A 26,187-nucleotide genomic window follows, 5' to 3' on the forward strand; every position below is an offset into this window, starting at 1 on the left:
TTGAGCGCGATGAGCCAGGCGGCGCAGAATCTGAACTGGTTGATCACCAACTTTGTGGACAACACCCCCGGGGTGTCCCACACGGTGGTGGTCTCCGCCGACGGTCTGCTCCTTGCCATGTCCGAGGGGTTCCCCCGGGACCGGGCCGACCAGCTGGCGGCGGTGGCCTCCGGGCTGACGTCGCTGACGGCGGGCGCGTCCCGGATCTTCGAGGGCGGCCCGGTGGCCCAGACCGTGGTGGAGATGGAGCGCGGCTTCCTCTTCATCATGTCCGTCTCGGACGGATCCTCCATGGCGGTGCTCGCCCACCCCGAGTGCGACATCGGCCTCGTGGGCTACGAGATGGCGCTGCTGGTGGACCGTGCGGGCAGTGTCCTCACCCCGGACCTGCGGGCCGAGCTCCAGGGCAGCCTGCTGCGCTGACCGCGCCACGGGCCCACCAGGCCCTTGAAGTCCGCTCGTACCCGAGTGTCCGCTCGTACCCGAGTGTCCGAGTGTCCGAACCCGCTACCGACATGCCCGGGCGGTGCGCCCCTCCGCACCGCCTCGGACCCGATCACCGTCCGGCCGCCACCAACGGCCCCCCACCGGCCCCACCAGACGGCAGAAGGTTCTGCTGTCACGCCCGGAGGATTCATGACCCCGCCCCCCGCCTCTCACGATCCGTACGGCGCGTCGATAGACGACGGCTACGGAAGTGAGGGCGACCAGCCGCTGGTACGTCCTTACGCGATGACCGGCGGCCGGACCCGGCCGCGCTACCAGCTCGCCATCGAGGCGCTGGTCAGCACCACGGCCGACCCGGCGCACCTGGCCACCCTGCTTCCGGAGCACCAGCGGATCTGCCACCTGTGCCGCGAGGTGAAGTCGGTCGCCGAGGTCTCGGCGCTCCTGTCGATGCCGCTCGGCGTCGCCCGCATCCTCGTGGCCGACCTGGCCGAGGCGGGCATGGTGGCCATCCACCAGCCGGGCAACGGAGAGGCCGGCGGCACGCCGGACGTGACACTGCTCGAAAGGGTGCTCAGTGGACTTCGCAAGCTCTAGCGGTTCCGCGTCCGCGGCTCGCTCCACCACCAGCGCGAAGATCGTGGTGGCGGGCGGTTTCGGCGTGGGCAAGACCACGTTCGTGGGCGCCGTCTCCGAGATCAACCCGCTGCGGACGGAGGCCGTGATGACGGCCGCGTCGGCGGGCATCGACGACCTGACCCACACCGGTGGCAAGACGACCACCACGGTGGCGATGGACTTCGGCCGGATCACCCTGGACCAGGACCTGATCCTGTACCTGTTCGGTACGCCGGGGCAGGACCGTTTCTGGTTCATGTGGGACGACCTCGTGCGCGGTGCCATCGGCGCGGTGGTGCTCGTGGACACCCGTCGGCTGGCCGACTGCTTCCCCGCGGTGGACTACTTCGAGAACTCGGGCCTGCCTTTCGTGATCGCGCTCAACGGGTTCGACGGGCAGCAGCCCTACACCCCGGACGAGGTGCGCGAGGCGCTGCAGATCGGCCCGGACACGCCGATCATCACGACCGACGCGCGGCACCGCGCGGACGCCAAGAGCGCGCTCATCACCCTCGTCGAGCACGCCCTCATGGCGCGGTTGAAGTAGTACACCGCAAGGAGACGTCGATATACGTCAGTTGTCGTAGAGGTTTTGGGGGCGGTCTGTGTCTTTCGACACGGCCGCCCTCGCGGCTTCCCGCCATCGGACCCGGGCGTTGCGCCGGTTCATAACATTTCGACAGAGAATTGACGGCCGCCGGACACCCGACGCATCCGATCGATGCCGCTGCGCTCACCTGAGCCCCGCCTTTTGGCGGGGCTCGCTCTTTATGCCCGTTTTATCTCTGGCGCGATCCGCAAAAACCGGCTGCTCCGCACTGTTTGGAAGGGACCCCCTTCACGTGCTGCAATTCATGAACTCCCGAGTAGTACGGCCCTGAACGAAACACCCGGCACAACGTAGGTGCCGGCGCCGAGAGGTTGTTGGTCGAGTGAGGCGAAGCAAGGAAAGCTCCGCGGAGCAGCAGACGCGGGGCAACTTCACGCCGCCGTCGCGCGCGGCGATGTCGCCCGCGGACGAGCCCGTGGCGCCGGTGGCACCCAGCCGCCCGGGCAGCTCCAGCAAGCTGTCCCCGCGCAACTGGCGGGTGCCCACCCGGCTGAACGCGATCCTCCTCATACCCGTGCTCGTCGGACTCGTCATGGGCGGCTTCCAGGTCAAGGGCGCCATCGACACCTGGCAGGAGGCGCAGGACGCCGAGAAGACGGCGCTCATCGTGCGCGCCGCCTCGGACTACGGCCAGGCCCTGCTCAACGAGCGCGACCTCACCGCCGCCCCGCTGCTCAGCGCGAAGACCCCGGCGGACCGCGAGAGCGACGAGGTCACCTCGATCTACGCCGCCACCGACGCCGCCAAGGTCAAGTTCGACGAGGCCGTCCGCAGCCTGCCGTCCGGCCAGGGCCTGGAGCGCCGCCTCGGCCTCTTCCGCGACGCCGAGCCCCGCCTGCAGGAACTGCGCAAGATCGCCTACACCCGGTCCCAGGACCCGGTGAGCACCCAGACCGGCTACACCGAGGTCCAGCACTACCTGATGGAGTTCTCCAACGAACTCGGTCTGGGCACCGGCAACGTCACCAGCTACGGCCGTACCGTCTACGCCCTCCAGCTGGCCAAGGCCGCGACCTCGCTGCAGCGCTCCATCGGCACCCAGCTGCTCGTCCGGCCCAGCCAGAAGGACGAGGTCTTCGCCCAGCAGTCGGTCGCCTTCAACTCGTACAACTACCTGGAGCAGATCGCTCTCGGCGAGTACCAGTCCGGTGGTACCGAGGCCGATGTGGAGCGCCTCCAGAAGGTGATGGCCGGGAAGGCCGCGGAGGGCTCCAAGAAGCTGTCCGCGCTCGGCATCGAACTCCCCAAGGGCGGCGGCAAGGACGCCTCCGTCTACGCGGGCGTGGCGCAGGCCATCGGCGGCGCCAAGGACGCCGACGGCATCGCCGCGCTGAAGTCGCAGGGCATCACCCCCGACACCTGGATGGCCGTCGCCACCGGCAAGTTCGACGGCTACACCGAGGTCGAGAAGGAGCTCGTCGACAAGACGGTCACCGAGGCCGCCGACATCTCCGCGGACGCCCAGACCGACGCCTGGGTCAGCGGCGGCATCGTCGTCATCGCCCTGCTCGCCGCCTTCATCCTGGCCGGTCTCATGGCCCGCCAGATGAGCCGCTCGATGCGCGAGCTGCGCACCGCCGCCTTCGGCATCGCCGAGCAGCGCCTGCCGATGCTGGTCGACCAGCTGTCCAGGACCGAGCCCGGCCGGGTCGACACCCGGGTGCAGCCCATCCCGATCGACTCCACCGACGAGATCGGCGAGGTCGCCCGTGCCTTCGACCAGGTGCACCGCGAGGCCGTCCGGCTCGCCGCCGAGCAGGCGCTGCTCCGCGGCAACATCAACGCGATCTTCACCAACCTGTCGCGCCGCAACCAGTCGCTGATCGAGGGCCAGCTGACCCTCATCACCGACCTGGAGAACAACGAGGCCGACCCGGACCAGCTGGAGAACCTCTTCAAGCTGGACCACCTGGCCACCCGTATGCGCCGCAACGGCGAGAACCTGCTGGTCCTCGCCGGTGAGGAGCCGGGCCGCCGCTGGGACCAGCCGGTCCCGCTGGTCGACGTGATGCGCGCCGCCGCCTCCGAGGTGGAGCAGTACGAGCGCGTCGACATCGCGGGCGTGCCGGAGGCCGACATCCACGGCCAGGCCGTGACCGACCTCGTGCACCTGCTCGCCGAGCTCCTGGAGAACGCCACCACGTTCTCCTCCCCGCAGACCAAGGTCCGGGTCACCGCGACCCGGCTGCCCGACGGCCGCGTGATGGTCGAGATCCACGACAAGGGCATCGGCCTGACCGCCGAGGACTTCGCGGACATCAACCACAAGCTGGCCAACCCGCCGACGGTGGACGCCGCCGTCTCGCAGCGGATGGGCCTGTTCGTGGTCGGCCGGCTGTCCGACCGGCACGGCATCCGGGTCCAGCTGCGCCCCTCGGGCGAGCAGGCGGGCACCACCTCGCTGGTCATGCTGCCGGACGCGATCACCCACGGTGGTGGCGGCGAGGCGCCGCTGCCGGGCGACTTCACCGTCTCCCAGATGATCCCGGAGCAGCAGCAGTCGGCCTTCGAGCCGTACCAGCAGCCGATGCGCACCGCGGCCGAGCTCGGCTTCGACGACTCCCGCTACGAGGAGCCGGCCGAGGGCCACCAGCTCGACCCGGTGAACCGCTCGCTGATCCGCGAGGAGCGCCGGGCGGCCCTGGAGGCGCAGGTGAAGGACGGCGGCGAACGGCCGCTGTTCCAGGACGAGATCGCCCCGGCGCAGCAGTCGCACCAGGCACACCAGGCCGAGCAGACCCAGAAGTTCCCGCAGGTGCAGCCGGTGCAGCAGGCGCCGATGATCCAGCAGCTCCCGCAGCCGGAGCCGGCGCAGCAGGAACAGCCGCGGCAGGACTACCCGGCGGGCCCGGCGGGCTACCCCGGCGAGTACCAGCAGCAGCCGTACGCACCGGAATTCGGTCAGGATTTCAGCCAGGATTACGCGCAGCACGGCGGCCAGGACGCCTACGGCTTCCCGGTCACCATCCCCGGGCAGGGGCAGCAGCAGCCGTCCGCGCCGGTGTACGAGGGGTACCCCCAGGCGCAGGAGTCCTACCAGGACCAGGCGTATGCGGAAGCCCCGTACAACGGTGGAGCGAACGACCAGCAGACGTACGACAACGGCTACGGCACCCCGTCCCACCAGGCGGACTGGCCGCAGCAGACCGGCTACGGCGACGGTTACGGGCAGCTTCCGGGAACGGATGCGGAATCCTTCGGTGCCGCTCCCGAACAGGGCGGCGAGCGCGTAGGCTTCGACCGTCCGGACGCCATGCCGGACACCACGCCGGAGCCCACCCCGGACGCCGGCCACGCGCTGACCGACGCCGGTCTGCCGCGCCGCGGCAGCACCGCCCCGCAGGCGCCGCAGGCCCCGCGCGCGGAGCAGCCCGCGCCGTCGGCCGAACCCGCGGCACCGGGCGGCGGCACCGACGCCGAAGGGCCCGAGGACTGGCGCTCGGCCAACGACGAGCGCTGGACGCGGGCCGAGCGGCTGCGCGACCCGAAGGCGGGCGGGGTCACCCCCTCCGGCCTGCCGCGACGCATCCCCAAGGCCAACCTGGTCGAGGGCGCCGCGGAGCACACCCCGCAGGGCGGCCCCCAGGTCTCCCGCGCACCGGAGGACGTCCGGGGCAGGCTGAGCAACCTGCGCCGCGGTGTCCAGCAGGGACGCAACGCGGGGACGGACACGAACGGATCGGGCCTCGGCCCGGGTAGTACCTACAACCAGGAGCGTTAGTGTGAGCCCGATGAGCCAGGCGGCGCAGAATCTGAACTGGTTGATCACCAACTTTGTGGACAACACCCCCGGGGTGTCCCACACGGTGGTGGTCTCCGCCGACGGACTCCTGCTGGCGATGTCCGAGGGGTTCCCCCGGGACCGCGCCGACCAGCTGGCGGCCGTCGCCTCCGGACTGACCTCGCTGACCGCGGGCGCGTCCCGGATCTTCGAGGGCGGTGCGGTCAACCAGACCGTGGTGGAGATGGAGCGCGGCTTCCTCTTCATCATGTCGGTCTCGGACGGCTCCTCGCTGGCCGTGCTCGCGCACCCCGAGTCGGACATCGGTCTGGTGGGTTACGAGATGGCGCTGCTCGTCGATCGCGCGGGCAGTGTCCTCACTCCCGACCTGCGGGCGGAGCTCCAGGGCAGCCTTCTCAACTAGAAGACCGCTCAACCAACAGACAGACAGTGCGTTTCTCGCCACCGCACCGTAGGGTGCGGTGGCGCGGTTCCAAGGGACATGGGGCCGCGAGGCAGTCGGAGGAGGAGACGTGGGCACACCCCCGGGCGCGAGCCCTTACAACGGTTTCGACGCGCACGGTACGCCGCTCGGCGACACCACGCAGAACCGCTTCAACTTTCCCTCCGCGCCGAGCAGACAGGGCATGGCGCAGCCCTATCAGCAGCAGCCGCAGCAGCCGCAGGCCCAGCGGTCCGCCCCGTCCGGCCCCCCGCAGGGCGGTGGCGGATACGGCGGCAGCAACCCGCTGGTGCGTCCCTACGCGATGACCGGCGGCCGTACCCGGCCGCGCTACCAGCTCGCCATCGAGGCGCTGGTGAGCACGACGGCCGATCCGTCCCGGCTGCAGGGGCAGTTGCCCGAGCACCAGCGGATCTGCCGGCTGTGCTTCGAGATCAAGTCGGTCGCGGAGATCTCGGCACTTCTCTCCATCCCCCTCGGCGTAGCCCGGATCCTCGTGGCCGACCTGGCCGAGGCCGGACTCGTCGCCATTCACCAGCCGGGCGGCGACGAGGCCGCCGGCGGTCAGCCAGACGTGACACTGCTCGAAAGGGTGCTCAGTGGACTTCGCAAGCTCTAGCGGCGGTGCGGCCCGTTCAACCACCAGCGCGAAGATCGTGGTGGCGGGCGGCTTCGGCGTGGGCAAGACCACGTTCGTGGGCGCCGTCTCGGAGATCAACCCGCTGCGTACCGAAGCCGTGATGACGTCCGCCTCCGCGGGTATCGACGACCTCACGCACACCGGCGACAAGACGACGACGACCGTCGCCATGGACTTCGGCCGCATCACCCTGGACCAGGACCTGATCCTGTACCTGTTCGGCACCCCCGGGCAGGACCGTTTCTGGTTCATGTGGGACGACCTGGTACGCGGCGCCATCGGCGCCGTGGTCCTGGTCGACACCCGGCGCCTCGCCGACTGCTTCCCCGCGGTCGACTACTTCGAGAACTCGGGCCTGCCCTTCGTCATCGCGCTCAACGGGTTCGACGGCCACCAGCCGTACACCCCCGACGAGGTCCGCGAGGCGCTGCAGATCGGCCCCGACACCCCGATCCTCACCACCGACGCCCGCCACCGCGCGGACGCCAAGAGCGCGCTCATCACCCTCGTCGAGCACGCCCTGATGGCCCGCCTGCGGTAGTCCCGACGGGCGGACGGCCGTTGCGGCCGCCGGTCGGCGAAGGCCCCGTACCACCGGTTCTCCGGCGGTACGGGGCCTTCGGCCTGCCTGGGGACGGCGGGCACGCGGAAAGGCCCCGCTCCTGCGGAGAGCGGGGCCTTTCGGGTGGTGCGGTGGTGCGGGGTGGAGCGTGGTGGTGCGGTGCTGCGGGTGCGCGCGGGGCGGTCAGCGCCAGCTGTGCGGGGCGCGGAAGCCGTTCTCGCGCTCCAGGCGGCGCCAGCCGGCCGTGGAACGGGCGCGGTGGTGGGTGTGGGTCTCCTCGGCGGGCTGGGCGGCGGCGCGGGCGAGCAGGACCGCGGTGATCGCGGCCAGCTCCTCCGGCTCGGCGTTGCCCTTCTCGACTCGGAGCAGATTGGCGGTGGCAGGGGTGGTCACTTCTACGGGCTCCTCTTACTGAGGCGGGTTGCCGTGCTTGCGGGACGGCAGGTCGGCGTGCTTGGTGCGGAGCATGGCCAGGGACCGCGCGAGCACCTCACGGGTCTCCACCGGGTCGATGACGTCGTCGACCAGGCCGCGCTCCGCGGCGTAGTACGGGTGCATGAGCTCGGCCTTGTACTCCTTGACCATGCGCACCCGCATGGCCTCGGGGTCCTCGGCCTCCGCGATCTGCTTGCGGAAGATGACGTTGGCGGCGCCTTCGGCACCCATCACCGCGATTTCGTTGGTGGGCCAGGCGTACGTCAGGTCGGCGCCGATGGACTGGGAGTCCATGACGATGTAGGCGCCGCCGTACGCCTTGCGCAGGATCAGCGAGATCCGGGGCACGGTCGCGTTGCAGTACGCGTAGAGCAGCTTCGCGCCGTGGCGGATGATTCCACCGTGCTCCTGGTCGACGCCCGGCAGGAAGCCGGGTACGTCCAGAAGGGTGATGATCGGGATGTTGAAGGCGTCGCACATCTGCACGAAGCGGGCGGCCTTCTCGCTGGCCTCGATGTCGAGGACACCGGCGAGGGACTGCGGCTGGTTGGCGACGATGCCGACGACCTGGCCGTCGAGCCGGGCCAGGGCGCAGATGATGTTGCGGGCCCAGCGCTCGTGGATCTCCAGGTAGTCGCCGTCGTCGACGAGCTCCTCGATGACCTTGTGCATGTCGTACGGGCGGTTGCCGTCGGCGGGCACCAGGTCGAGCAGCACGTCGGAGCGGCGGTCGGCCGGGTCCTCGGAGGCGACGACCGGCGGGTTCTCGCGGTTGTTCTGCGGGAGCATCGACAGGAGGTAGCGGACCTCGGCGATGCAGGTCTCCTCGTCGTCGTACGCGAAGTGCGCGACGCCGGAGGTCTCGGCGTGCACATCGGCGCCGCCGAGGCCGTTCTGGGTGATCTCCTCGCCGGTGACCGCCTTGACGACGTCCGGTCCCGTGATGAACATCTGCGAGGTCTCGCGGACCATGAAGACGAAGTCGGTGAGGGCCGGCGAGTAGGCCGCGCCGCCCGCGCACGGGCCGAGCATCACGCTGATCTGCGGGATGACGCCGGAGGCGCGGGTGTTGCGCTGGAAGATGCCGCCGTAACCGGCGAGGGCGGAGACGCCCTCCTGGATACGGGCGCCCGCGCCGTCGTTCAGGGAGACCAGCGGGGCACCGGCCGCGATGGCCATGTCCATGATCTTGTGGATCTTGGTGGCGTGGGCCTCGCCGAGGGCGCCGCCGAAGATCCGGAAGTCGTGGGCGTAGACGAAGACCGTGCGGCCGTCGACGGTGCCCCAGCCGGTGATGACACCGTCGGTGTAGGGCTTCTTCGCCTCCAGGCCGAAGCCGGTGGCGCGGTGCCGCCGCAGCTGCTCGACCTCGTTGAAGGAACCGGGGTCGACCAGCAGCTCGATCCGCTCGCGCGCGGTCAGCTTGCCCTTGGCGTGCTGCGCCTCGGTGGCGCGCTCGCTCGGGCCGCGCCTGGCCTGCTCACGCAGTTCGTGCAGCTCGGCCACGCGGCCACGGGCGTCAGCGGGCTCGCTCGAGATCTGGTCCACAACGGTCATGTACCGACCCTACGAACTCGGACAAGAAAACCCCGCCGTCCACTCCGTACAGTCTCCTGCGCCGAATCCTGGTGGGGCACGACAGAAAGACCGGCCCCACCCGTCCGAGTCAACAGCCAGACACCCCCTGTACTTGTAGTGTTCCTACAAGCACCCTAGGAGAGCACCGCACAGTGGTGGGTGGCTCCCGCGGTGCCGGGGGTGATCCGCAGTCGTAGTCCGGCGGCCCCGGCGGCCAGCACCTCGACCGTGTCGTCCCGGCCGGTCACGGCCCGGACCGGCCGGTCCCAGGCCACCTCGAAGGGCTGTCCCGAGCGGGTCGGGTCGCCGATCGACAGGGCCGTGGCGCGGCCCCGGCGGCGCAGCAGCAGGCTCGCGGGCGCGGTGACGGTGAGTCCCGCCACCGTACCGGCCCGCCAGTGGTTGGCCGCGGTCAGTCCGAGGGACGGGACGGCGACGGCCTGGCACCCCGGGTCGTTGGCGAGGATCCGCAGCCAGCCGCGGTCGGCGGCGCGGGCCGCCAGGGTGCGCGGCCCGGCGCCGGGCATCAGGAGGTAGACGTAACCGGCGCCCGCCGGATCGGTGCCGTGGTCGAGCCAGAGGGTCTGGTAGCGGCGGGTGCGGCGCTCGGTGGAGCTGGTGACGTTGATGTCGCGCCAGGCCCCGGTGCGGTCCTCGCGCAGGATGCGCAGATCCTCCGTACCGGCCGGGAAGACCCAGCCGCCGTGTCCGGCGAGGTGCGCCCAGCGGGTGCCCCGGGTGAAGGCGGCCGTGCCGTTCCCGCCGAGGCAGCGGTTGTCGACGACGGTCTCGACGGGCACCCCGTCGGTGGCGCTGATCCCGGCGCCCAGGCAGATCACGGTGTCGGCGGCGCAGAACCAGGACTTGCGGGCCTCCAGGGTGGAGCCGAGGCCCTTGAGGTGCTGGCCGATCGCGGCGAACTCCCCGTCGGTGACGCCGCCGACCCAGCTGACGGCGGGCCGGGGCGCGCCCCATTCACCGCCCGCGTTGTCGGCGAGGCGCTTGGTTGAGACGGTGGTGCCGGGCAGCCGGTAGGGGTCGACGGTGGGCCAGAACCAGTCGGTGTACTGGCCGCCCTGGCCGCCGGTCCACCAGGAGACCATGCCGGAGCCGGTGTGCCAGCCGCGCGGGTTCTCGCCGTTGCCGCATTCGTAGTGGGCGATCCGTTCGGAGGCCATGGCGATGCTCACGGCCCAGCCGGGGCGGCGGTGGACGGCCCTGGCCATGGCGGGGAACAGCCGGTGCCCGACCGGTTCGGGGGCGGCGGCGACCTCGGCCGCGGCGACGGCGTGCAGCCGGGCCAGGTCGGCGACGCCGAACTGGCGGGCGGTGAGGATCGGCACGACGGTGTCCCGCTCGATCCAGCCCTTCACGCGCGCGTGCCAGCGGTCCCGCTCGGCGGGGCTCGCGCCGCCCGCGAGCAGGGCGACGGCGGCGATCACGCCCTGGCCGTGGAAGTGGTCGGAGCGCGGCACCTGCCGTTCGTCGGCGGCGAGGTAACCGCGGCTGATCGCGCGGCCGTTGACGCTGTCCATCATCAGTCCGTCGTGGATCAGCGGCGCGTAGGCGTGCTCCACGCTGTCCAGGACGATCTGCCGGGCCGGGTCGGTGACCTCCCAGCGGGATCCGGCGAGCAGCGCGAAGAGGCGGCCGAGGCCGTCGAGCATGACCTGGCCGTAGGTGCCGGAGTAGGCGACCCAGGTGTGCTGGACGAAGGAGCCGTCGGCGTAGAGGCCGTCGCCCTGGCTGACGTACGGGAAGACCGGCGAGAGCGCGTCCCTGGCGAGGGCCAGTTTGCCGGGGTGCGCGCCGACGACCCCGCGCACCGCGACCGAGCGGCACAGGTCGACCCGGTTGGCCCCGGTGGAGGTGCCGGTGTACGGGCCGAGCGCGGTGTCCGGCACGAAGTGGTCGACGGCCGCGCAGGCGGCGGCGGTCCGGTCGGCGCCGAGCAGCGGCCCGAGGACGGCGGTGATGTCCATGAGCAGCCGGGGCGAGCCGATCTGCCATTCCCACCAGTTGCCGTAGCGGGTGGCGCCGGGGTGGTAGACGCGCTCGGCGAGGTGGTCGAGCCCGCGCAGCACGTCGGCGAGCAGGGCGGGGTCGCCGGTGCGGCCGGTGCCCTGCTGGGCGTACGCCTGGGTCATCGTCCACAGCCGCCCGTAGCTCTGGGTGATGCCGGCGGGCGGGTCGAAGGCGAGGCCGGGCCAGAGCGAGCCGGTGGCGGGGGCCATGGCGGTCTGGAAGGCGGTCGCGAGGGTGCCGGTCTCGGCGAGGCGGGCGGCGAAGGGGTCGGCGGCGGGGTCGTAGCCGGAGCCGAGCTGGAGTTCGGCCCAGCGCAGCCGCAGCGCCTCGAACTCATCGGCGGTGGGGGTGGGTTGGGCAGGGGCGGGGGCCGGGGGGAGGGCGAGGGCGGCGGTGGCGAGGGTGGCGGAGGCGGTCGCGGACAGGAAGGTGCGGCGGGACCAGGCGGGGCGGGGCCGGGCAGGGCGGGGCACGGGAGCCTCCCGGGTGGGGTGGGGACCGGTTGGCGCCCGTTTCTAGCAGCCGCACCCGGGAGTCAGGAAGAGTTTTGGCAAGCGCTTTCTGCCAAGCCCCGTCCGGATCGGTTCAGCAGCCGCCGCAGTTGTAGTAGGTCACGTCCCAGTGGTTGCCCTCGTCGGCGTAGACATTGCCGGAGCCGGACTTCCACTGCGGGGCGCCGTCGCCGCGCAGCCCGATGTAGGTGAAGGTGTTCTTGATGTAGTTGGTGACACAGGTGGCCTTGGCGTAGTCGAGCTTGTAGCCGTTCCAGTGGGAGTACGTGCCGCCCGCGTGACCCGTCTCGGTGCCGCCGGTGATGTTGAGGGCGCAGCCGGTGGCGCTCTTCAGGGTCTGGGCGCCCTGCGCGGTGGCGAGGTTGAGCTGCTCGAAGGACGTGCAGGTGGGGTTGGACCGGTCCGAACAGCCGCCGGACGACGACCAGGTGATGCCGGACGAGCGGAACATCGAGGTCGCCGTGGCGTGACTGATCTTGGTGGCCGCGTGGGCGTCGGTGGCGGTGGTCAGGGCGCCGAAGCCGGGGGCGAAGAGGGTGCCCAGGACGAGCGCGAGGGCGGCGAGCGCGGAGCGGGTCTTCACAGTGCCTCCTGCGGTGGGGATGGAGCGAGCGGGACGGCCGTGCGGATGCTGCCGGGCGGGCGGGTGGTGCGACCGGCGCGGAAGGCGTCGGTGGTACGGCTGGCGCGGATGGTGCCGGCGGTGCCGATGGCGCCCGGTGGCGCGCCCCGCGATGGTCCCGCGTCGGGGAGCCGTCCGCCAGGGGGCCTCGGCGACCGCGGGGCGCCGTTCGGGTGAAGCTTTCCGAGAGATGTTGAAACTTGAACGGAATAGGTCTATCGTCATTCTCGTTGAAGGTTCAACCAACGAGGTGGAACCGTCTCAGCGACCGCACCGCCTCAGCGGGCGCCTCCCCGCGCCCCGTCCCCAAGGAGCACGTCATGGGTCTCTTCAGCCGCAAGAACAACGAGTCCGCCACCGCCGTCGCCACCCTCCCGGTGGACCCGGCCCTGGCCGCCCTGACCGGCGAGTACGCCATCGACCCGGCCCACAGCAGCATCGGCTTCACCGTCCGGCACGCCATGGTCACCAATGTGCGCGGCAGCTTCGGCGAGCACGAGGGCACCCTGACCCTGAACGGCGAGAACCCGGCCGCCTCCAGCGCCTCCATCGACGTCAGGATCGCCTCCGTCGACACCGGCATCGGCGACCGCGACAACCACCTGCGCAGCGGCGACTTCTTCGACGCCGAGACCTTCCCGCTGATGACCTTCCGCTCCACCGAGGCCGCGCACCTCGGCGGTGACACCTACCGCATCAAGGGCGACCTGACCATCAAGGACGTCACCCGGCCGCTCGCGATCGACCTGGAGTTCAACGGCTCCGCGACCGACCCGTACGGCAACCAGCGCGTCGGCTTCGAGGGCTCGGCCGAGATCCTGCGCTCCGAGTGGGGCCTGACCTGGAACGCCGCCCTGGAGACCGGCGGCGTCATGGTCAGCGACAAGGTCAAGCTGAACTTCGACATCTCCGCCATCAAGAACGCCGGCTGAACCGGCCGAACCGGCCAACCGGCTGAACCGGGCGGGCCGCCAGGCCCGCACCCCGGCACCACGAGCGCGCCCGCCCTTCCGCCGCCACGGAAGGCGGGCGCTCGGCGTTCTCCGGCGGTACGGGGGCGGGGGCGGGGCCCGGCAGTCGGCCGGGCCGGTCAGGCCGGGCAGGTCAGGCCGGGCAGGTCAGGCCAGGCGGGTCAGGCCGGGCGGCGGTCGGCGGCCCGGGTCACCGCGCGGACCAGCGCGCGGTTCTCGACGGCGCCGGGGCCGCCGAGGAAGGCGAAGCGGCGCCGGGCGTAGCCGTAGCCGAGGGCGCGCGACGGGTCGGCGAAGGACAGCGAGCCGGGGGCGCCGCTGTGGCCGACGGCGGTCGGGCCGAGCTCGGGGTGCCGGGTGGCCAGCGGCACGAGGCCGAGTCCGTAGGCGTTCGGCTCGCCGGTGACCAGGTCGACGCCCGCGGAGTGGTGCCGGGAGACGGTCGCGAGGGTGTCCGGGGTGAGCAGCGGGGCGCGTCCGGCCAGTTCGCCCGCGACCGCCGCGTACATCCGGGAGAGGCCGCGGGCACTGCCGACGCCGCCGGAGGAGAGCGGGCAGGCGGCGCGCACGGCACGGGAGTTGGCGGACCCGATGAAGTCGGCCCGGGGCGCGCCGGTCACCTGGAAGGCGACGGCGAGCAGGCTGCCAGGGGCGACCGGGTGCGCGTCGAGGAAGGCCCGCTGGACCCGGGTGGGCCGCATCGGCAGCGCGGTCCTGAAGCGGGGTTCGAGCTCCTCGGGGAGCCCGAGGTGGTAGTCGACGTCGTACGGGACGCGGATCCGCTCGGCGTACAGCTGGTGGACCGTGCGGCCGGTGGCCCGCAGCACCACCTCGCCGACCAGGGCGCCGAAGGTGAGCGCGTGGTAGCCGTGGCCGCTGCCCGGGGCCCAGTAGGGGCGGTGGGCGGCGACCCGGGCGGCCACCGCGCGGTCGTCGAAGAGTTCACCGGGGGCGAAGCCGCCGTCGACGCCGATCGCCCCGGCCCGGTGGGCGAGGAGTTCCCGCAGGGTGGTCCCGCCCTTGCCCTCGGCGGCGAACTCGGGCCACCAGAAGGCCACTTCGCGGTCGAGGTCGAGCACGCCCTCCTGCACGAGGAGGGCGGCGACCAGCGCGGTGGCGCCCTTGGCGCAGGAGTAGAGGGCGAGCAGCGAGTCGCCCGCCAGCTCGTCGCCGCCCCACAGGTCGACGACGAGCTCGCCCCGGTGGTGGACGGCGAGCTGGGCGCCGCCGTCGCGGGCGTGGCCGTCGAGGGCCCGGCCGAACTCCTCCCGCACCTCCTCGAATCCGGGCGCGACCGTGCCGTGCACCGGTACCGGCTCGCGGTCCTCGCCGCCCCCGGCCGTGCTCCTGTCCATGGCCCGCTCCCCCGCTGCCGTGCTGCTGTTCCGCTGTCCGTCTCCCCGCGAGCTTGCCGGTCCCGGGCCGGACGATCAAGGCCCCCGGCGGATTCGGCGCCGGGCCCGACGGATGGGCCCGACGGATGGACACAACGGCTGGTCAGGGCCGTTGTCAGTGGGGGCCGTTAGCGTCGTCGGCATGGAACTGCGTATCGACAGTGGTGTGCTGACCGAGGCCGTGGCGTGGGCCGCCCGTGTGCTGCCCGCCCGCTCCCCCCTGCCCGTCCTGGGCGGGCTGCTCCTGACGGCGGCGGACGGGCGGCTCACGGTCCTCGGGCTCGACCACGAGGCGTCCGCCCGGATCGAGGTGGCCGCCGATGTGCCCGGCGCGGGGCGGGCGCTGGTGCTCGGGCGGCGGCTGCTCGACATCTGCAAGGTGCTGCCGCCGGGGCCCGTGGAGTGCGCCGTGGAGGGGGCGCGGCTCTCGGTGACCGGCGGCGACGCGCGGTTCGGTCTTTCGCTGCTGCCGCTCGACGACCATCCGGCGCCGCCCGCGCTGCCCGCGCGGCGCGGTGAGGTGTCCGCGGCGGCGTTCGCGACGGCCGTCGGGCAGGTGGCGGTGGCGGCCGGGCGGGACGACGCGCTGCCGGTGCTCACCGGGGTGCGGCTCGCGCTCGACGGCACGACGATGACGCTGGCCGCCACCGACCGCTACCGGTACGCGGTGCGCGACCTGGAGTGGCGGCCGGAGCCGGGCGCGGCGGCGGAGCCGCTGGACGTGGTGGTCCCGGCCCGTCGGCTGACCGAGATCGCCCGGTCCCTGGCGGGTTCGGGGACGCTGCGGCTGGCCCTGGACGGCGGGTCGCTCGGCTTCGAGAGCGCGGGCCTGCGCACCACCACCCGGCTGCTCGACGGGCGGCTCCCCCGGCACGACAAGCTGTTCGCGCTCGGGGAGCACGCGCTCGCGGTGACCGAGCGGGCGCCGCTGGTGGCGGCCGTGAAGCGGGTCGCGGTGGTGGCGGAGGGCGACAGCCCCGTACAGCTGGCGTTCGACGGGACGACGGTGCATCTCCAGGCCGGGTACGAGGACGACGTGGCCTCGCAGCGGCTGCCCGCCACGATGTCCGGGGCCGCGCCGATGACGGTGGCCTTCAACCCGGGCTATCTGCTCGACGCGCTGGGTTCCTTCGAGGCGGACGAGATAGGACTGCGGCTGCTCGGCCCCGGGCAGCGGGCACTGCTCACGGACGCCACGGACGGCGGCGAGGGCGGCCACCGCCATCTGCTGATGTCGGTGAAGCCGCTGCTCTGAGCGTCGCCTAGGGCCGGGCCGGGCCGCGCCGCGCCGGGCCGGGTGCGGGGGCCGGGTCAGAATCCGCCGCCGCCGTCGAAGCCGCCGCCCCCGCCGTCGAAGCCTCCGCCGCCGCCGAAGTCGCTCGATCCGAAGTCACCGGGGCTGAAGTCGGCGCCGGAGAAGTCGCCGCCCTGGAAGTCCTGGAAGTCGCCGCCGCCGTACTCGGCGGCGTAGGCCGGGGTGGAGAGCATCGAGCCGAGCATGGTGCCGACCAGGAGGCCCGGCAGGATGCCGCCGCCGAAGTAGCCGCCCGCCCAGGGGCCGTACGCCGGTCCGGCCTCCCAGTAGGGGCGGCGGCCGCCGTCGGTCTCGACGGTGCGGGCCTGCGGGTCGAGGCCGTCGGCGAGCCGGGCCGCGTCGGCGGCGCAGACCGGGACCTCGCGGGCCGCGCCACCGGCCGGGGTCCAGGCGCGGTCCTCGACGGAGGGGCCGTGCCGGGGGTCGAAGAAGCAGGGGGCGCGCCGCTCGGGAAGCGGCCGGTGCTCGCGGCGGGCGGCGAGCACGGCGAGCGAGTAGCGGCCGTCCTCCACGGCCTCGGTCACCCCGCGCACCTCGTGCGGCCGGGTGACGGCGCCCATCAGGGACTTCGCCTTGTCGTACGAGTCGAGGGAGCGCTCGTAGTCGGCGCGCATGGCGTCGTCGGCGCCCGCTTCGGCCGGGTGGAAGTCCAGCCGCTCCAGTTCCTCGCCGAAGGCGGTGATGTCCTCGTCGACGACGACCCGCAGCCGGTCCAGGGCGGCGCGCTCCTCGGCCTCCTTGCGGAGCCGGTTGCGCCGTACCACCGCGTAGGCGGCGCCGCCGCCGACCGCGACGACCGCGCCGAGGGTGACCAGGCCGGCCACCGGCACCCCGGAGTCGTCGGCCGCGCCGCCGCCCCAGGAGGCGGGGGCGGAGCCGCGCAGGGTGGGCAGTGCCTGGTCGACGAAGTTGTTCAGCTCGGTCTTGGTGTCGACGTTCGGCTGCCGCACGGAGGTGACGAGGTTCTGCACGGCGTTCCGCGACATCACGGAGGAGTCGGCGGCGGCGTTGAAACCGGTGCCGAGGCGGACCGCGTAGAGGCCGGTGACCCCGGTCTGGGTGCGCAGGTTGCGCAGCAGGTTCTCCGGCGGGAACTGCGCGTTCGCGGGGAGCACCGCCACGAACAGCGGCTTGTCGGCGTCCTTGATCTTCTTCGCCAGGGCGTCGGCGTCGGCCTGCGAGAGCTGCCCGGCCGCGCCGGGGTCCACATAGACCGGCCCCTGCTTGAGGGCGGCGGCCGCGTCCGGGATCCCGGTGGCCCTCGCCGCCCCGGCGGCGGGCGCCAGGGCCAGGAGCAGCACGAGTATGAGTCCCGCGAGAGCGGGGAGAAGGGAGAGCGGCCTGGTCCTCATGGTTCGACGCTACCCGAACAAACTCGAACTAGACATATCCGGACAGGCCCGCTCTCCGCGCCCTTCCCCCGCCCGCGGGCGGGGTGCTCGGCGGGCTGCTACTCGGCGGGGTCGATCCCGGCCCGCAGCAGGCCGTAGGTGAAGGCGTCCTCCAGGGCCTGCCAGGAGGCGGCGATGATGTTCTCGCCGACGCCGACGGTCGACCATTCGCCGTTGCCGTCACCGGTGGTGATCAGGACCCGGGTGATGGACTCGGTGCCGTGGCGGCCTTCGAGGATGCGGACCTTGTAGTCGATCAGCTCGAACTTGGCGAGCGGCGGGTAGATCCGCTCCAGGGCCACCCGCATCGCCCGGTCGAGGGCGTTGACCGGGCCGTTGCCCTCGGCGGTGGCGACGATCCGCTCGCCCTTGGCCCACAGCTTCACGGTGGCCTCGTTGGCGTGGATGCCGTCCGGGCGGTCCTCGACGATCGCCCGCCAGGACTCGGTGCGGAAGTAGCGGCGCGGCCTGCCCTCCGCCTCCTCGCGCAGCAGCAGCTCGAAGGAGGCGTCGGCGGCCTCGTAGGTGTAGCCGCGCAGCTCGCGCTCCTTGACCCGCTCGACGACCCGGGCGACCAGTGCCCGGTCGCCGCCCAGGTCGACGCCGAGCTCCTTGCCCTTGAGCTCGATGGAGGCGCGGCCCGCCATGTCGGAGACCAGCATCCGCATGGTGTTGCCGACCAGCTCGGGGTCGATGTGCTGGTAGAGGTCGGGGTCCACCTTGATGGCGGAGGCGTGCAGGCCCGCCTTGTGCGCGAACGCGGAGACGCCGACGTACGGCTGGTGGGTGGCCGGGGTGAGGTTGACGACCTCGGCGATGGCGTGCGAGATCCGGGTCATCTCGGCGAGCGAGCCCTCGGGCAGCACCTGCTTGCCGTACTTGAGCTCCAGGGCGGCGACGACCGGGAAGAGGTTGGCGTTGCCGACCCGCTCGCCGTAGCCGTTGGCGGTGCACTGGACGTGGGTGGCGCCCGCGTCGACGGCGGCGAGGGTGTTGGCGACGGCGCAGCCGGTGTCGTCCTGGGCGTGGATGCCGAGCCGGGCGCCGGTGTCGGCGAGGACGGTGGCGACCACGGCCTGGATCTGGGCGGGGAGCATGCCGCCGTTGGTGTCGCAGAGGATGACCACGTCGGCGCCCGCCTCGTGGGCGGTGCGCACCACGTCCTTGGCGTAGCCGGGGTTCTCCTTGTAGCCGTCGAAGAAGTGCTCGCAGTCGACGAAGACGCGGCGGCCCTGGGCGCGGAGGTGGGAGACGGTGTCGCGGACCATCTCCAGGTTCTCGTCCAGGGTGGTGCGCAGGGCGAGTTCGACGTGCCGGTCGTGCGACTTGGCGACCAGCGTGATCACCGGGGCTCCGGACTCGAGCAGGGCCTTGACCTGGGGGTCCTCGGCGGCGCTGCCACCGGCACGGCGGGTCGCGCCGAAGGCGACGAGCTGCGCGTTCTTGAACGCGATCTCCTGCCGGGCGCGGGCGAAGAACTCGGTGTCGCGCGGGTTGGCGCCGGGCCAGCCGCCCTCGATGAAGCCGACGCCGAAGTCGTCGAGGTGCCGGGCGATGGTCAGCTTGTCCGCGACGGTCAGATTGATGCCCTCGCGCTGAGCGCCGTCGCGCAGGGTGGTGTCGAAGACATGGAAGCTGTCGTCGACGCGGCGCGGGCTCTCGCCGTTCTCCGTGGTCATGACTGTGATGGCTCCTGTCGGATGTGGCTCCGGAAGGTCTGGATCCACTTGCCCCCATTCTCACGCGCGGTCCGTTCCCGGCGGTGGTGGGGCCGGAAAACGAAAAAACCCCTCGCGGGTGCGAGAGGTCTGCGCGCGGGTCTGGGGCACGGTGGCCGCCGTCGCGGGGGTGGCTTCCCGCGGTTCAGCGGTCACTGCGGACCGGCGCGCCGCTGCCGATAATCATCGTGGTAGCGAGCACGCCCGCAGTGTGCCACACCCGCGCGGGTGACGGACATGCGGTCTCAGGATGCGGGCGGCCGTGCGGTGGTACGGATGATCCGCGTGAGCACTCCCTCGCCCGCCGAACCCCCGTCAAGGCCGCAGCGCCCGCCGAAGGGCCCGTTGCGGGACGGGCCGGAGGGCGCGCCGGACGAGCCAGCGGAGGGACCTCCGGAAGGACCGCTCACCCCGCGGGACGGCGCCTCCGACGAGGGGGCCGGGCCGGAGCGGGAGCACCCGGCGGACCCGGCCGGGGCGTCCCGGAACCGGCGGCGGCTGGTGCTCGCGGTGGCCGCCGGGGTGTTGGTGGTGGCGGGCGTCGTCCTCGCCGTCGTGCTCACCGGGGGCGGGGGCGGCGAGGCCCACACGCCGGAGTCGGCGGCGCACGAGGTGCCGCTCCAGGTCGACGACTGGGGCGGCGGCTACCAGCGCGCCGAGCCCTACACCGACGAGGAGCTCACCGAACTGCAGCTGACGCCGGACTGCCTGATCCTGGCGCCGAAGGCGCGCCCCGGCACCCGGGCGTCCTTCTCGCGCCGGGTGTGGGTCGACGGGACCAGGCGGACCAGGTTCAGCGCGGCGCGGGTCTTCGAGGACGAGGCGACCGCGCGGGGCTTCATGGAGGACTACCTCGCCACCCTGGACAGCTGCCCGGAGCGGCACTTCGGGCAGGCCCGCTGGACCGGCGTGCACGCGGCCCCCGTGCCGAAGGTCACCGGTTTCGACCAGGTCCTCGCGGAGGAGGGCGTCCAGACCGTCGGCGCCACCGGCGGCCCGCTCGCCCTCCCCTACGTCTCCGTCTACGGCCGGGACGGCGACACCGTGCTCTCGGTGTTCGCCCAGGGCGACCGGGGCGACGCGGACGCCCTGCGCACCCTGGCCGGGGAGAAGCTCCAGGACCTCCAGAAGCGGCTGGCCGCCGCGCGCAAGGGTCAGGCCGCCGGGGTCGGCGCCCCCGGGGCCGGGGCCTCCGGCTGAGCCGTGCGGCCCGCGCGGTCCGGCTCGCCGCCGACCCGGCCCAGGTCGATGTCCCGGGTCTCCCGCATCGTCACGTACACCACGAGCGAGACCGCGGCGCACCCGGCGACGTACCAGTAGTAGCCGGACTCGACGCCGGCGTTCTTGAACCAGAGGGCGACGTACTCCGCCGTGCCGCCGAACAGGGCGTTGGCGATGGCGTACGGCAGGGCGACCCCGAGCGCGCGGATCCGGGTCGGGAAGAGCTCGGCCTTCACACAGGCGTTGATGGAGGTGTAGCCGGTGATGACGACCAGAGCGAGCAGCGAGAGGCCGAGCGCGGGCCAGAAGGAGCCCGCGTGCTTCAGCATCGTCATGATCGGCACGGTGAGCAGGGTGGAGCCGACCGCGAAGGTGATGAGCAGCGGGCGGCGGCCGATCCGGTCCGAGAGGCGCCCCGCGAGCGGCTGGATCGCGGCGAACACGATCAGCGCGCAGAAGGAGACGAGGGTGGCGGTCTGCTTGGGCAGCCCGGCGGAGTTGGACAGGTACTTCGTGAGGTAGGTGGTGTACGTGTAGTAGGCCACCGTGCCGCCCATGGTGAGCGCGATCACCAGGAACGCCTCGCGGCGGTGCGCCCACAGCGCCTTGAGGGTGCCGCGTTCGGCGGGGTCGCCGGTCCCGGGGCCTGCGGCCGGGTCGTCGGCGGACGCCTCGTACACCTCGGTCTCCAGCATGGTGCGCCGCAGGTAGAAGACGACGGCCGCGCCGAGCGCGCCCACGATGAACGGGATGCGCCAGCCCCAGCTGTGCAGGGCGGCGTCGGACATCGTCCGCTGGAGGACGATCTGCAGGCCCAGGCCGAGGATCTGACCGGCCGTCATCGACACGTACTGGAAGCTGGAGGCGAAGCCGCGGTGCTGCGGGGCGGACGCCTCGGTGAGGTAGGTGGCGCTGGCGGCGTACTCGCCGCCGACGGACAGGCCCTGGAGCAGCCGGGCGACGAGAAGGACGGCGGCGCCGCCGTAGCCCGCGACGCCGTAGGTCGGGGCGACCGCGATGAGCACCGCCGACGCGGACATCAGGGTCACGGTGAGGGTGAGGGCGGCCTTGCGGCCCTTGCGGTCGCCGACCCGGCCGAGCAGCCAGCCGCCGACGGGGCGCATGAAGAATCCGACGGCGAAGATGCCGGCGGTGTTCATGAGCTTGGCGGTGTCGTTCCCCTCGGGGAAGAACGCACCCGCGAAGTAGGTCGCGAAGCTCGCGTAGACGAACCAGTCGAACCATTCGACCATGTTTCCGGCCGAACCGACCCAGATCTTCTTCCAGTGTTCACGTCCCATGTCCCCGAACCGTGCCGGAGGCCGCCGGGCGGCTCAAGGGTGCACGGGGCAACGATCGGGAGTACTTGCGTGCGTAACGGTCACGGAAGCAGGGTTTCGGCGATGAACTCCTCGACGTGGGACAGGACTTGGGCCCGCCCGGTGCCGGGGATGCCGACCGCCACGTGCACGCTGAAGCCGTCGAGCAGGGCCCGCATCCGGTGCGCGGTGCGGTCCGCGTCGACGGCCCGGAACTCGCCGCGCGAGACGCCCTCGGCGAGGATCGCGACCAGGTCGCGGTGCCAGGCGCCCTCGATGGCGGCCTGCCTGACCCGGGCGTCGTCGTCGGCGTTCTGCGAGCGGTTCCAGACCTCCAGCCAGAGCGTCCAGTGCGGGTCGCGCGGGCCGTCCGGCACGTACACGTCGACATAGCCGTCGAGCCGTTCGCGGGCGGTGCCGGGGCGGGCGAGCAGCGCGCCGCGCTCGGCGCCGAGCCGGCCCTCGCTCCACTCCAGGGTGCGCAGCAGCAACTCGTCCTTGGTGCCGAAGTAGTAGAGCAGGTGCCCGCTGCTCATGCCGACCTGGCGGCCGAGCCCGGCCATGGTGAGGCCGTCGAGCCCGCGCTCGGCGATGGTGTCCATGGCGGCGGCGAGCACGTCCTCGATGGGCGGCGCGGCCTGGTTGCGGCGGCGGGCGGGGTGGGGCGGGTTGCTGCGCTGACTCACTCGTACGTTCTACAGGACGGACGACCGGGCGCGGGCCGCCGGACAGGCCCTACGGCACGAGCGGGCGGCCGTCCGCCCCGCGCGAGAAGGCGTGCCGCATCACGTCCGCCAGGTCCGCCGCGGGCACGGTGCCGCGCAGCCCGGCGAGCACCGGCTCGACGTCCTCGTCGCCGATCGCCCCGAGGTACTCCCCGCGCAGCTCCTTGATCACCTCGACGATCTCGGGCCGCAGCGCCATCCAGTCGCGGGAGCGGGCGATCTCGGCGCCGACCTCGTCCAGGAACCAGCGCAGCACCTCGTACGGGATGTACCGGTGCCCGGTGTTCGGGTCGAAGTGGACGTGGGGCTCGCGCGCCGGGTCCTCGTCGGGCACGACGGCGACGACGAGGGTGCGGCCGCCGTCGGCGAGGTCGTCGAGCTCCAGGTACCAGGCGTCGTCGGGCACCGAGTAGAGCGTGGTGAGCTGGTACGGCGCGGTGGGGTGCGGGGTCCTGGGCATGGGCGGACCGTCCCTCTCAGCCGGTGCCGGGACCGGCGGCGGGCGCCGTCCGGTCCGGGTCCGGCAGGTCGGCTTGAGGGACGTCGGCGGCCGGGACGGCACGGACCGCGTCGGGTGCGAAGTGGGTCTCGTACGGGCCGACGCAGTCGCCGAAGACGGTGGCGGCCTCGGCGCCGCAGCCGGGGCAGACCCGGTTGACGCCCAGGTCGCCGGCGGGCCCGCAGCAGCCGCCGAGCCGTGCGAAGTCGGGGTGGAAGTCGAGCTCCACGACGTCGTCGGGATGGGTCACGTACGAGTTCCGGGGTCCGCCCGCGACCAGCCAGTCGCCGTCCTCCCCCAGCTGCGCGGGCCCGCCCGGGTACGCCCCCGGGTAGCTGTCGTCGTCGCCCTCGTACGGCACCATCGGCGCGCCGCTGGGCTCGGGGTCGATCGCGTAGCACCCGCGTGGCAGGGTCGCGGGCGGGCGCCGCTTGCCGTCGGGGCCCTTCGTGCCGTCGTAGCCGGGGCGGTCGGGGGCCTCGGCGATCAGGTGCAGCGGGGCGGTGAGCGGGTGGGCGCAGGCCGCGCAGGTCAGGATCTCCATCGCGGCCGAGCGTACGGCGGCCCGCCCCGCGCGCGACAACGGTTTTCCGCGCGGGGGCGCGGGGCGCGGGCCCGCCGAGGCTCAGACCGCGGGCTGCTGCTGGGTGATGCAGTGGATGCCGCCGCCGCCCGCGAAGATCGGGCGGGCGTCGACGAGCACGACCTCGCGCTCCGGGAAGAGGCGGCGGAAGATCTCGGCGGCGAGCTCGTCGTGCGGGTCGTCGAAGGCGCAGAGCACCACGCCGCCGTTGCAGAGGTAGTGGTTGATGTAGGAGTAGTCGACCCAGTCGCCCTCCTCGTCGGTGAGGACGGTGGGGGCCGGGACCTCGATGACCTCCAGCGGGCGGCCCTGGGCGTCGGTCTGGCGGCGCAGCAGGTCGACGTAGAGGCGGGAGCGCTCGAAGTCGGGGTGCTGGGGGTTCTGCTGGCTGTGCACCAGGACGGTGCCGGGGCGGGCGAAGGCGGCGACGATGTCGACGTGGCCCTGGGTGCCGTACAGGCCGTAGTCCCCGGCGAGGCCGTGCGGGAGCCAGATGGCCTTGGTGGTGCCGAGCTTGGCGTGGATCTCCTGCTCGACCTGGGTCCTGGTCCACTCGGGGTTGCGGCCCGCGCCGAGCTGCACGGTGTCGGTGAGCAGGACGGTGCCCTCGCCGTCGACGTGGATCGCGCCGCCCTCGTTGACCAGCGGGGAGGGCAGTACGGGGACCCCGGCGGCGTCGGCGACATGGCGGGCGATCTTGGAGTCGTGCTCCCAGCGGGCCCAGTCCTGCGCGCCCCAGCCGTTGAAGACCCAGTCCACGGCGGCCAGCCGGCCGTCCTCGTCCTTGACGAAGGTGGGGCCGATGTCCCGCATCCAGGCGTCGTCAAGCTCGCGCTCGACCAGGTCGACGTCCGGGCCGAGCAGCGCGCGGGCCGAGTCGCCGTCGCCGGGGGCCACCACCACCGTCACCGGCTCGAAGCGGCGCACGGCGCGGGCCACGGAGGCCCAGGCGGCGCGGGCCTCGGCCAGCTCGTCGGGGTTGGTGAAGGTGGGGTTGGGGCTGGGCCAGGCCATCCAGGTGCGCTCGTGGGGCGTCCACTCGGCGGGCATGCGGTACGTCGTCATGAGAACGGGTCCTCGGGGGCTGGGGGGGATGCGGGTCGGGCACCGGCGTCACGTTTGAGTATCACTCTAAATGTTGGACCGGCATCTTCCAAGCATTGACGTGGCCGTCGCGGATGCGTCACATTGGCTGACATTGAGCGCTGCTCTAAAGATGCGCACCCAGCATCCGGGCCGCGTCCCACCCCACCCCCACACCCCCTCGCTCCGCCCCCACCCCCGTCCCCCCTTTCCCCCGGGAGTCCCCATGGCGATAGAACAGCGCGGTGTCGACACGATCCCCGAGGCCGAACGCACCAGCGGGCCCCGCGACCTGATCGCGATCCTGCTGGGCTCCAACCTCTGCCTCGGCGTGATCGTCTTCGGCTGGCTGCCGGTCTCCTTCGGGCTCGGCCTGTGGGGCGCGGTGACCTCCGTCGTCACCGGCACCCTCGTCGGCGTCGCGGTGACCGCCCCGCTCGCGCTGGTCTCGCTGCGTACCGCCACCAATCTCTCCACCTCCTCCGGCGCCTTCTTCGGCGTCCGGGGCCGCCTTGTCGGCTCGGTGGTGGGCCTGCTGCTCTCGCTCGGCTACACCGCGCTGACCCTGTGGATCGGCGGCGACGTCATGGTCGGCACCCTGGAGCGGCTGGTCGGTCTGCCGACCGGCGGCGCCGCGCACGCCGCCGTCTACGCCCTGCTCGCCGCGCTCACCGTGGTCGGCGCGGTCTACGGCTACCGACTGCTGCTCAAGCTGAGCAAGGCGCTCGCCGTCGTGATGACCCTGCTGCTCGCGGTCGGGCTGATCGCGTACGCGGGTGACTTCACCACCGCGGCCGTGCCGGACACCCCGTACCTGCTCGGCTCGTTCTGGCCGACCTGGCTGCTTTCGGCGGTCGCCGCCGGGCTCAGCGGCCCCGTCGCCTTCATCACCCTGCTCGGCGACTACACCCGCTACATCTCCCCCGAGCGGCACAACCCGCGCAAGGTCTGGTGGGCCACCTGTCTCGGCCTCGTCGTGGGCCTGCTCGTGCCGCAGCTGTTCGGCACCTTCACCGCGCTCGCCGCCCGGGCGGGCACCGACTACGCGGGCCCGCTGGTCGCCGCCTCCCCCGCCTGGTACCTGGTGCCGCTGCTGCTCGCGGCCACCGCCGGGTCGGTCGGCAACGCCGGTCTGATGCTGTACTCGATGGGGCTCGACCTGGACGCGATCCTGCCGAAGGCCACCCGTGCCCGGGCCACCCTGGTGGTCGCCGCCGTCGCCACCGCCTTCGTCTTCCTCGGCCACTTCGCGTCCGACGCGCAGACCGCGATGACCTCCTTCGTCCTGCTGCTCACCGCGATCGGCACCCCGTGGGCGGTCATCACGCTGATCGGCCACCGGCGCTGCCGCGGGGTGTACGACGCCGAGGCGCTCCAGGTCTACAACCGGCGCTCGCGCGGCGGCGTCTACTGGTACGCGGCGGGCTGGCACGCCCGGGCCACGGTCTCCTGGGCGGTCGGCGCGGCCGTCGGCCTGGCCGCCGTGTCCACCCCGCTGTACGAGGGTCCGCTGCTGTCGCTGACCGGCGGGATCGACTGCAGCTTCGTGTTCTCCGGGATCGTCGGCGGGGTGCTGTACGCGATCCTCACGCCGGGCGGCAGCACGGCCACGGCCGCCGAGGCTCAGGCGCCCGGGAACGCGCGGACGCCCGGGACGGTGTCCGTCCCGGGCGCCCTGGTCGACGCGGACCAGTAAGGGCCGGGCGACCGAAGGGAAAAGGCCCCGCCGGGCGGC

Annotated in this window: 23 protein-coding genes; 11 read left to right on the forward strand and 12 right to left on the reverse strand. The window is 72.7% G+C overall.

Annotated elements, in window-relative coordinates; all coding sequences use genetic code 11:
• The first annotated feature begins 9 nt into the window (after nt 1–9).
• The 7 genes from ACIPXM_RS23660 (at nt 10) to ACIPXM_RS23690 (ending at nt 7,040) form a co-directional block, all read left to right on the forward strand.
• Nucleotides 10–423, forward strand: coding sequence for a roadblock/LC7 domain-containing protein (locus ACIPXM_RS23660; RefSeq protein WP_265864815.1), 414 nt, complete (start codon nt 10–12; stop codon nt 421–423).
• A gap of 213 nt (nt 424–636) precedes the next feature.
• The gene (locus ACIPXM_RS23665) at nt 637–1,044 is read left to right on the forward strand and encodes a DUF742 domain-containing protein (RefSeq protein WP_401658544.1); all 408 of its coding nucleotides are present in this window, start codon (nt 637–639) and stop codon (nt 1,042–1,044) included.
• Nucleotides 1,025–1,612: a GTP-binding protein gene (locus ACIPXM_RS23670; RefSeq protein ID WP_401658547.1), complete on the forward strand. Its 588-nt coding sequence runs from the start codon at nt 1,025–1,027 to the stop codon at nt 1,610–1,612. The genes ACIPXM_RS23665 and ACIPXM_RS23670 overlap by 20 nt, the downstream gene beginning before the upstream one ends.
• Before the next feature lie 385 nt (nt 1,613–1,997).
• Nucleotides 1,998–5,396 carry a nitrate- and nitrite sensing domain-containing protein gene (locus ACIPXM_RS23675; protein WP_401658550.1) on the forward strand — a complete coding sequence of 1,133 codons (3,399 nt, stop codon included), beginning with the start codon at nt 1,998–2,000 and terminating at the stop codon, nt 5,394–5,396.
• A 10-nt stretch (nt 5,397–5,406) separates the two neighbouring features.
• Nucleotides 5,407–5,820 carry a roadblock/LC7 domain-containing protein gene (locus ACIPXM_RS23680; RefSeq protein WP_030496939.1) on the forward strand — a complete coding sequence of 138 codons (414 nt, stop codon included), beginning with the start codon at nt 5,407–5,409 and terminating at the stop codon, nt 5,818–5,820.
• Nucleotides 5,821–5,929: 109 nt separating this feature from the next.
• Nucleotides 5,930–6,478, forward strand: coding sequence for a DUF742 domain-containing protein (locus ACIPXM_RS23685; protein ID WP_401658553.1), 549 nt, complete (start codon nt 5,930–5,932; stop codon nt 6,476–6,478).
• On the forward strand, nt 6,459–7,040 hold the full coding sequence (locus tag ACIPXM_RS23690) for an ATP/GTP-binding protein (protein WP_014048542.1): 582 nt from the start codon (nt 6,459–6,461) through the stop codon (nt 7,038–7,040). Before ACIPXM_RS23685 ends, ACIPXM_RS23690 begins: the two co-directional genes overlap by 20 nt.
• Nucleotides 7,041–7,244: 204 nt before the next feature.
• On the opposite strand, the gene ACIPXM_RS23695 is transcribed toward ACIPXM_RS23690, so the two are convergent.
• The 4 genes from ACIPXM_RS23695 to ACIPXM_RS23710 form a co-directional block, all read right to left on the reverse strand.
• On the reverse strand, nt 7,245–7,454 hold the full coding sequence (locus ACIPXM_RS23695; RefSeq protein WP_401658556.1) for an acyl-CoA carboxylase subunit epsilon: 210 nt from the start codon (nt 7,452–7,454) through the stop codon (nt 7,245–7,247).
• Nucleotides 7,455–7,469: 15 nt separating this feature from the next.
• Nucleotides 7,470–9,053, reverse strand: coding sequence for an acyl-CoA carboxylase subunit beta (locus ACIPXM_RS23700; protein ID WP_401658559.1), 1,584 nt, complete (start codon nt 9,051–9,053; stop codon nt 7,470–7,472).
• 155 nt (nt 9,054–9,208) lie between these two features.
• The gene (locus ACIPXM_RS23705) at nt 9,209–11,572 is read right to left on the reverse strand and encodes a polysaccharide lyase 8 family protein (protein ID WP_401658562.1); all 2,364 of its coding nucleotides are present in this window, start codon (nt 11,570–11,572) and stop codon (nt 9,209–9,211) included.
• A 112-nt stretch (nt 11,573–11,684) separates the two neighbouring features.
• Nucleotides 11,685–12,194 carry a hypothetical protein gene (locus tag ACIPXM_RS23710; RefSeq protein ID WP_401658565.1) on the reverse strand — a complete coding sequence of 170 codons (510 nt, stop codon included), beginning with the start codon at nt 12,192–12,194 and terminating at the stop codon, nt 11,685–11,687.
• Nucleotides 12,195–12,553: 359 nt separating this feature from the next.
• Between ACIPXM_RS23710 and ACIPXM_RS23715 the strand changes: the two genes are divergently transcribed.
• Nucleotides 12,554–13,165 carry a YceI family protein gene (locus tag ACIPXM_RS23715; protein WP_401658568.1) on the forward strand — a complete coding sequence of 204 codons (612 nt, stop codon included), beginning with the start codon at nt 12,554–12,556 and terminating at the stop codon, nt 13,163–13,165.
• A 200-nt stretch (nt 13,166–13,365) separates the two neighbouring features.
• Here ACIPXM_RS23715 and ACIPXM_RS23720 read toward each other — a convergent pair whose 3' ends face one another.
• Nucleotides 13,366–14,559 (reverse strand): serine hydrolase domain-containing protein, encoded by a 1,194-nt coding sequence (locus ACIPXM_RS23720; protein ID WP_401658570.1) that lies wholly within the window; start codon nt 14,557–14,559, stop codon nt 13,366–13,368.
• Nucleotides 14,560–14,740: 181 nt separating this feature from the next.
• On the opposite strand from ACIPXM_RS23720, the gene dnaN reads away from it, so the two are divergent.
• Nucleotides 14,741–15,853 (forward strand): DNA polymerase III subunit beta, encoded by a 1,113-nt coding sequence (gene dnaN, locus ACIPXM_RS23725; protein ID WP_401658573.1) that lies wholly within the window; start codon nt 14,741–14,743, stop codon nt 15,851–15,853.
• Nucleotides 15,854–15,909: 56 nt separating this feature from the next.
• Here the strand turns inward: dnaN and ACIPXM_RS23730 are convergent, their stop codons facing one another.
• The gene (locus ACIPXM_RS23730; protein WP_401658576.1) at nt 15,910–17,265 is read right to left on the reverse strand and encodes a hypothetical protein; all 1,356 of its coding nucleotides are present in this window, start codon (nt 17,263–17,265) and stop codon (nt 15,910–15,912) included.
• Between the two features lie 98 nt (nt 17,266–17,363).
• The gene (gene cimA, locus ACIPXM_RS23735; RefSeq protein ID WP_401658579.1) at nt 17,364–18,983 is read right to left on the reverse strand and encodes a citramalate synthase; all 1,620 of its coding nucleotides are present in this window, start codon (nt 18,981–18,983) and stop codon (nt 17,364–17,366) included.
• A 324-nt stretch (nt 18,984–19,307) separates the two neighbouring features.
• Between cimA and ACIPXM_RS23740 the strand changes: the two genes are divergently transcribed.
• A complete protein-coding gene (locus ACIPXM_RS23740) occupies nt 19,308–20,222 on the forward strand; it encodes a hypothetical protein (protein ID WP_401658582.1) in 915 nt (304 codons plus the stop codon).
• On the opposite strand, the gene ACIPXM_RS23745 is transcribed toward ACIPXM_RS23740, so the two are convergent.
• The 5 genes from ACIPXM_RS23745 to ACIPXM_RS23765 form a co-directional block, all read right to left on the reverse strand.
• Nucleotides 20,177–21,544, reverse strand: a complete 1,368-nt coding sequence (locus ACIPXM_RS23745) for an MFS transporter (protein WP_401658585.1) — start codon at nt 21,542–21,544, stop codon at nt 20,177–20,179. The two genes, ACIPXM_RS23740 and ACIPXM_RS23745, sit on opposite strands and share 46 nt — an antisense overlap.
• Nucleotides 21,545–21,624: 80 nt before the next feature.
• Nucleotides 21,625–22,164, reverse strand: coding sequence for a TetR/AcrR family transcriptional regulator (locus ACIPXM_RS23750; RefSeq protein WP_401659162.1), 540 nt, complete (start codon nt 22,162–22,164; stop codon nt 21,625–21,627).
• Nucleotides 22,165–22,297: 133 nt separating this feature from the next.
• Nucleotides 22,298–22,747, reverse strand: a complete 450-nt coding sequence (locus ACIPXM_RS23755) for a hypothetical protein (RefSeq protein ID WP_401658588.1) — start codon at nt 22,745–22,747, stop codon at nt 22,298–22,300.
• Between the two features lie 16 nt (nt 22,748–22,763).
• Entirely contained in the window at nt 22,764–23,330 is a 567-nt protein-coding gene (locus ACIPXM_RS23760; RefSeq protein WP_401658591.1) for a hypothetical protein, read from the reverse strand.
• Between the two features lie 81 nt (nt 23,331–23,411).
• A complete protein-coding gene (locus ACIPXM_RS23765; protein ID WP_401658594.1) occupies nt 23,412–24,434 on the reverse strand; it encodes an agmatine/peptidylarginine deiminase in 1,023 nt (340 codons plus the stop codon).
• Nucleotides 24,435–24,678: 244 nt separating this feature from the next.
• On the opposite strand from ACIPXM_RS23765, the gene ACIPXM_RS23770 reads away from it, so the two are divergent.
• On the forward strand, nt 24,679–26,148 hold the full coding sequence (locus ACIPXM_RS23770) for a cytosine permease (protein ID WP_401658596.1): 1,470 nt from the start codon (nt 24,679–24,681) through the stop codon (nt 26,146–26,148).
• The last annotated feature ends 39 nt before the right edge of the window (nt 26,149–26,187 follow it).

It is taken from the genome of Streptomyces sp. NPDC090025, from assembly GCF_044748125.1.
Classification (GTDB): domain Bacteria; phylum Actinomycetota; class Actinomycetes; order Streptomycetales; family Streptomycetaceae; genus Streptomyces.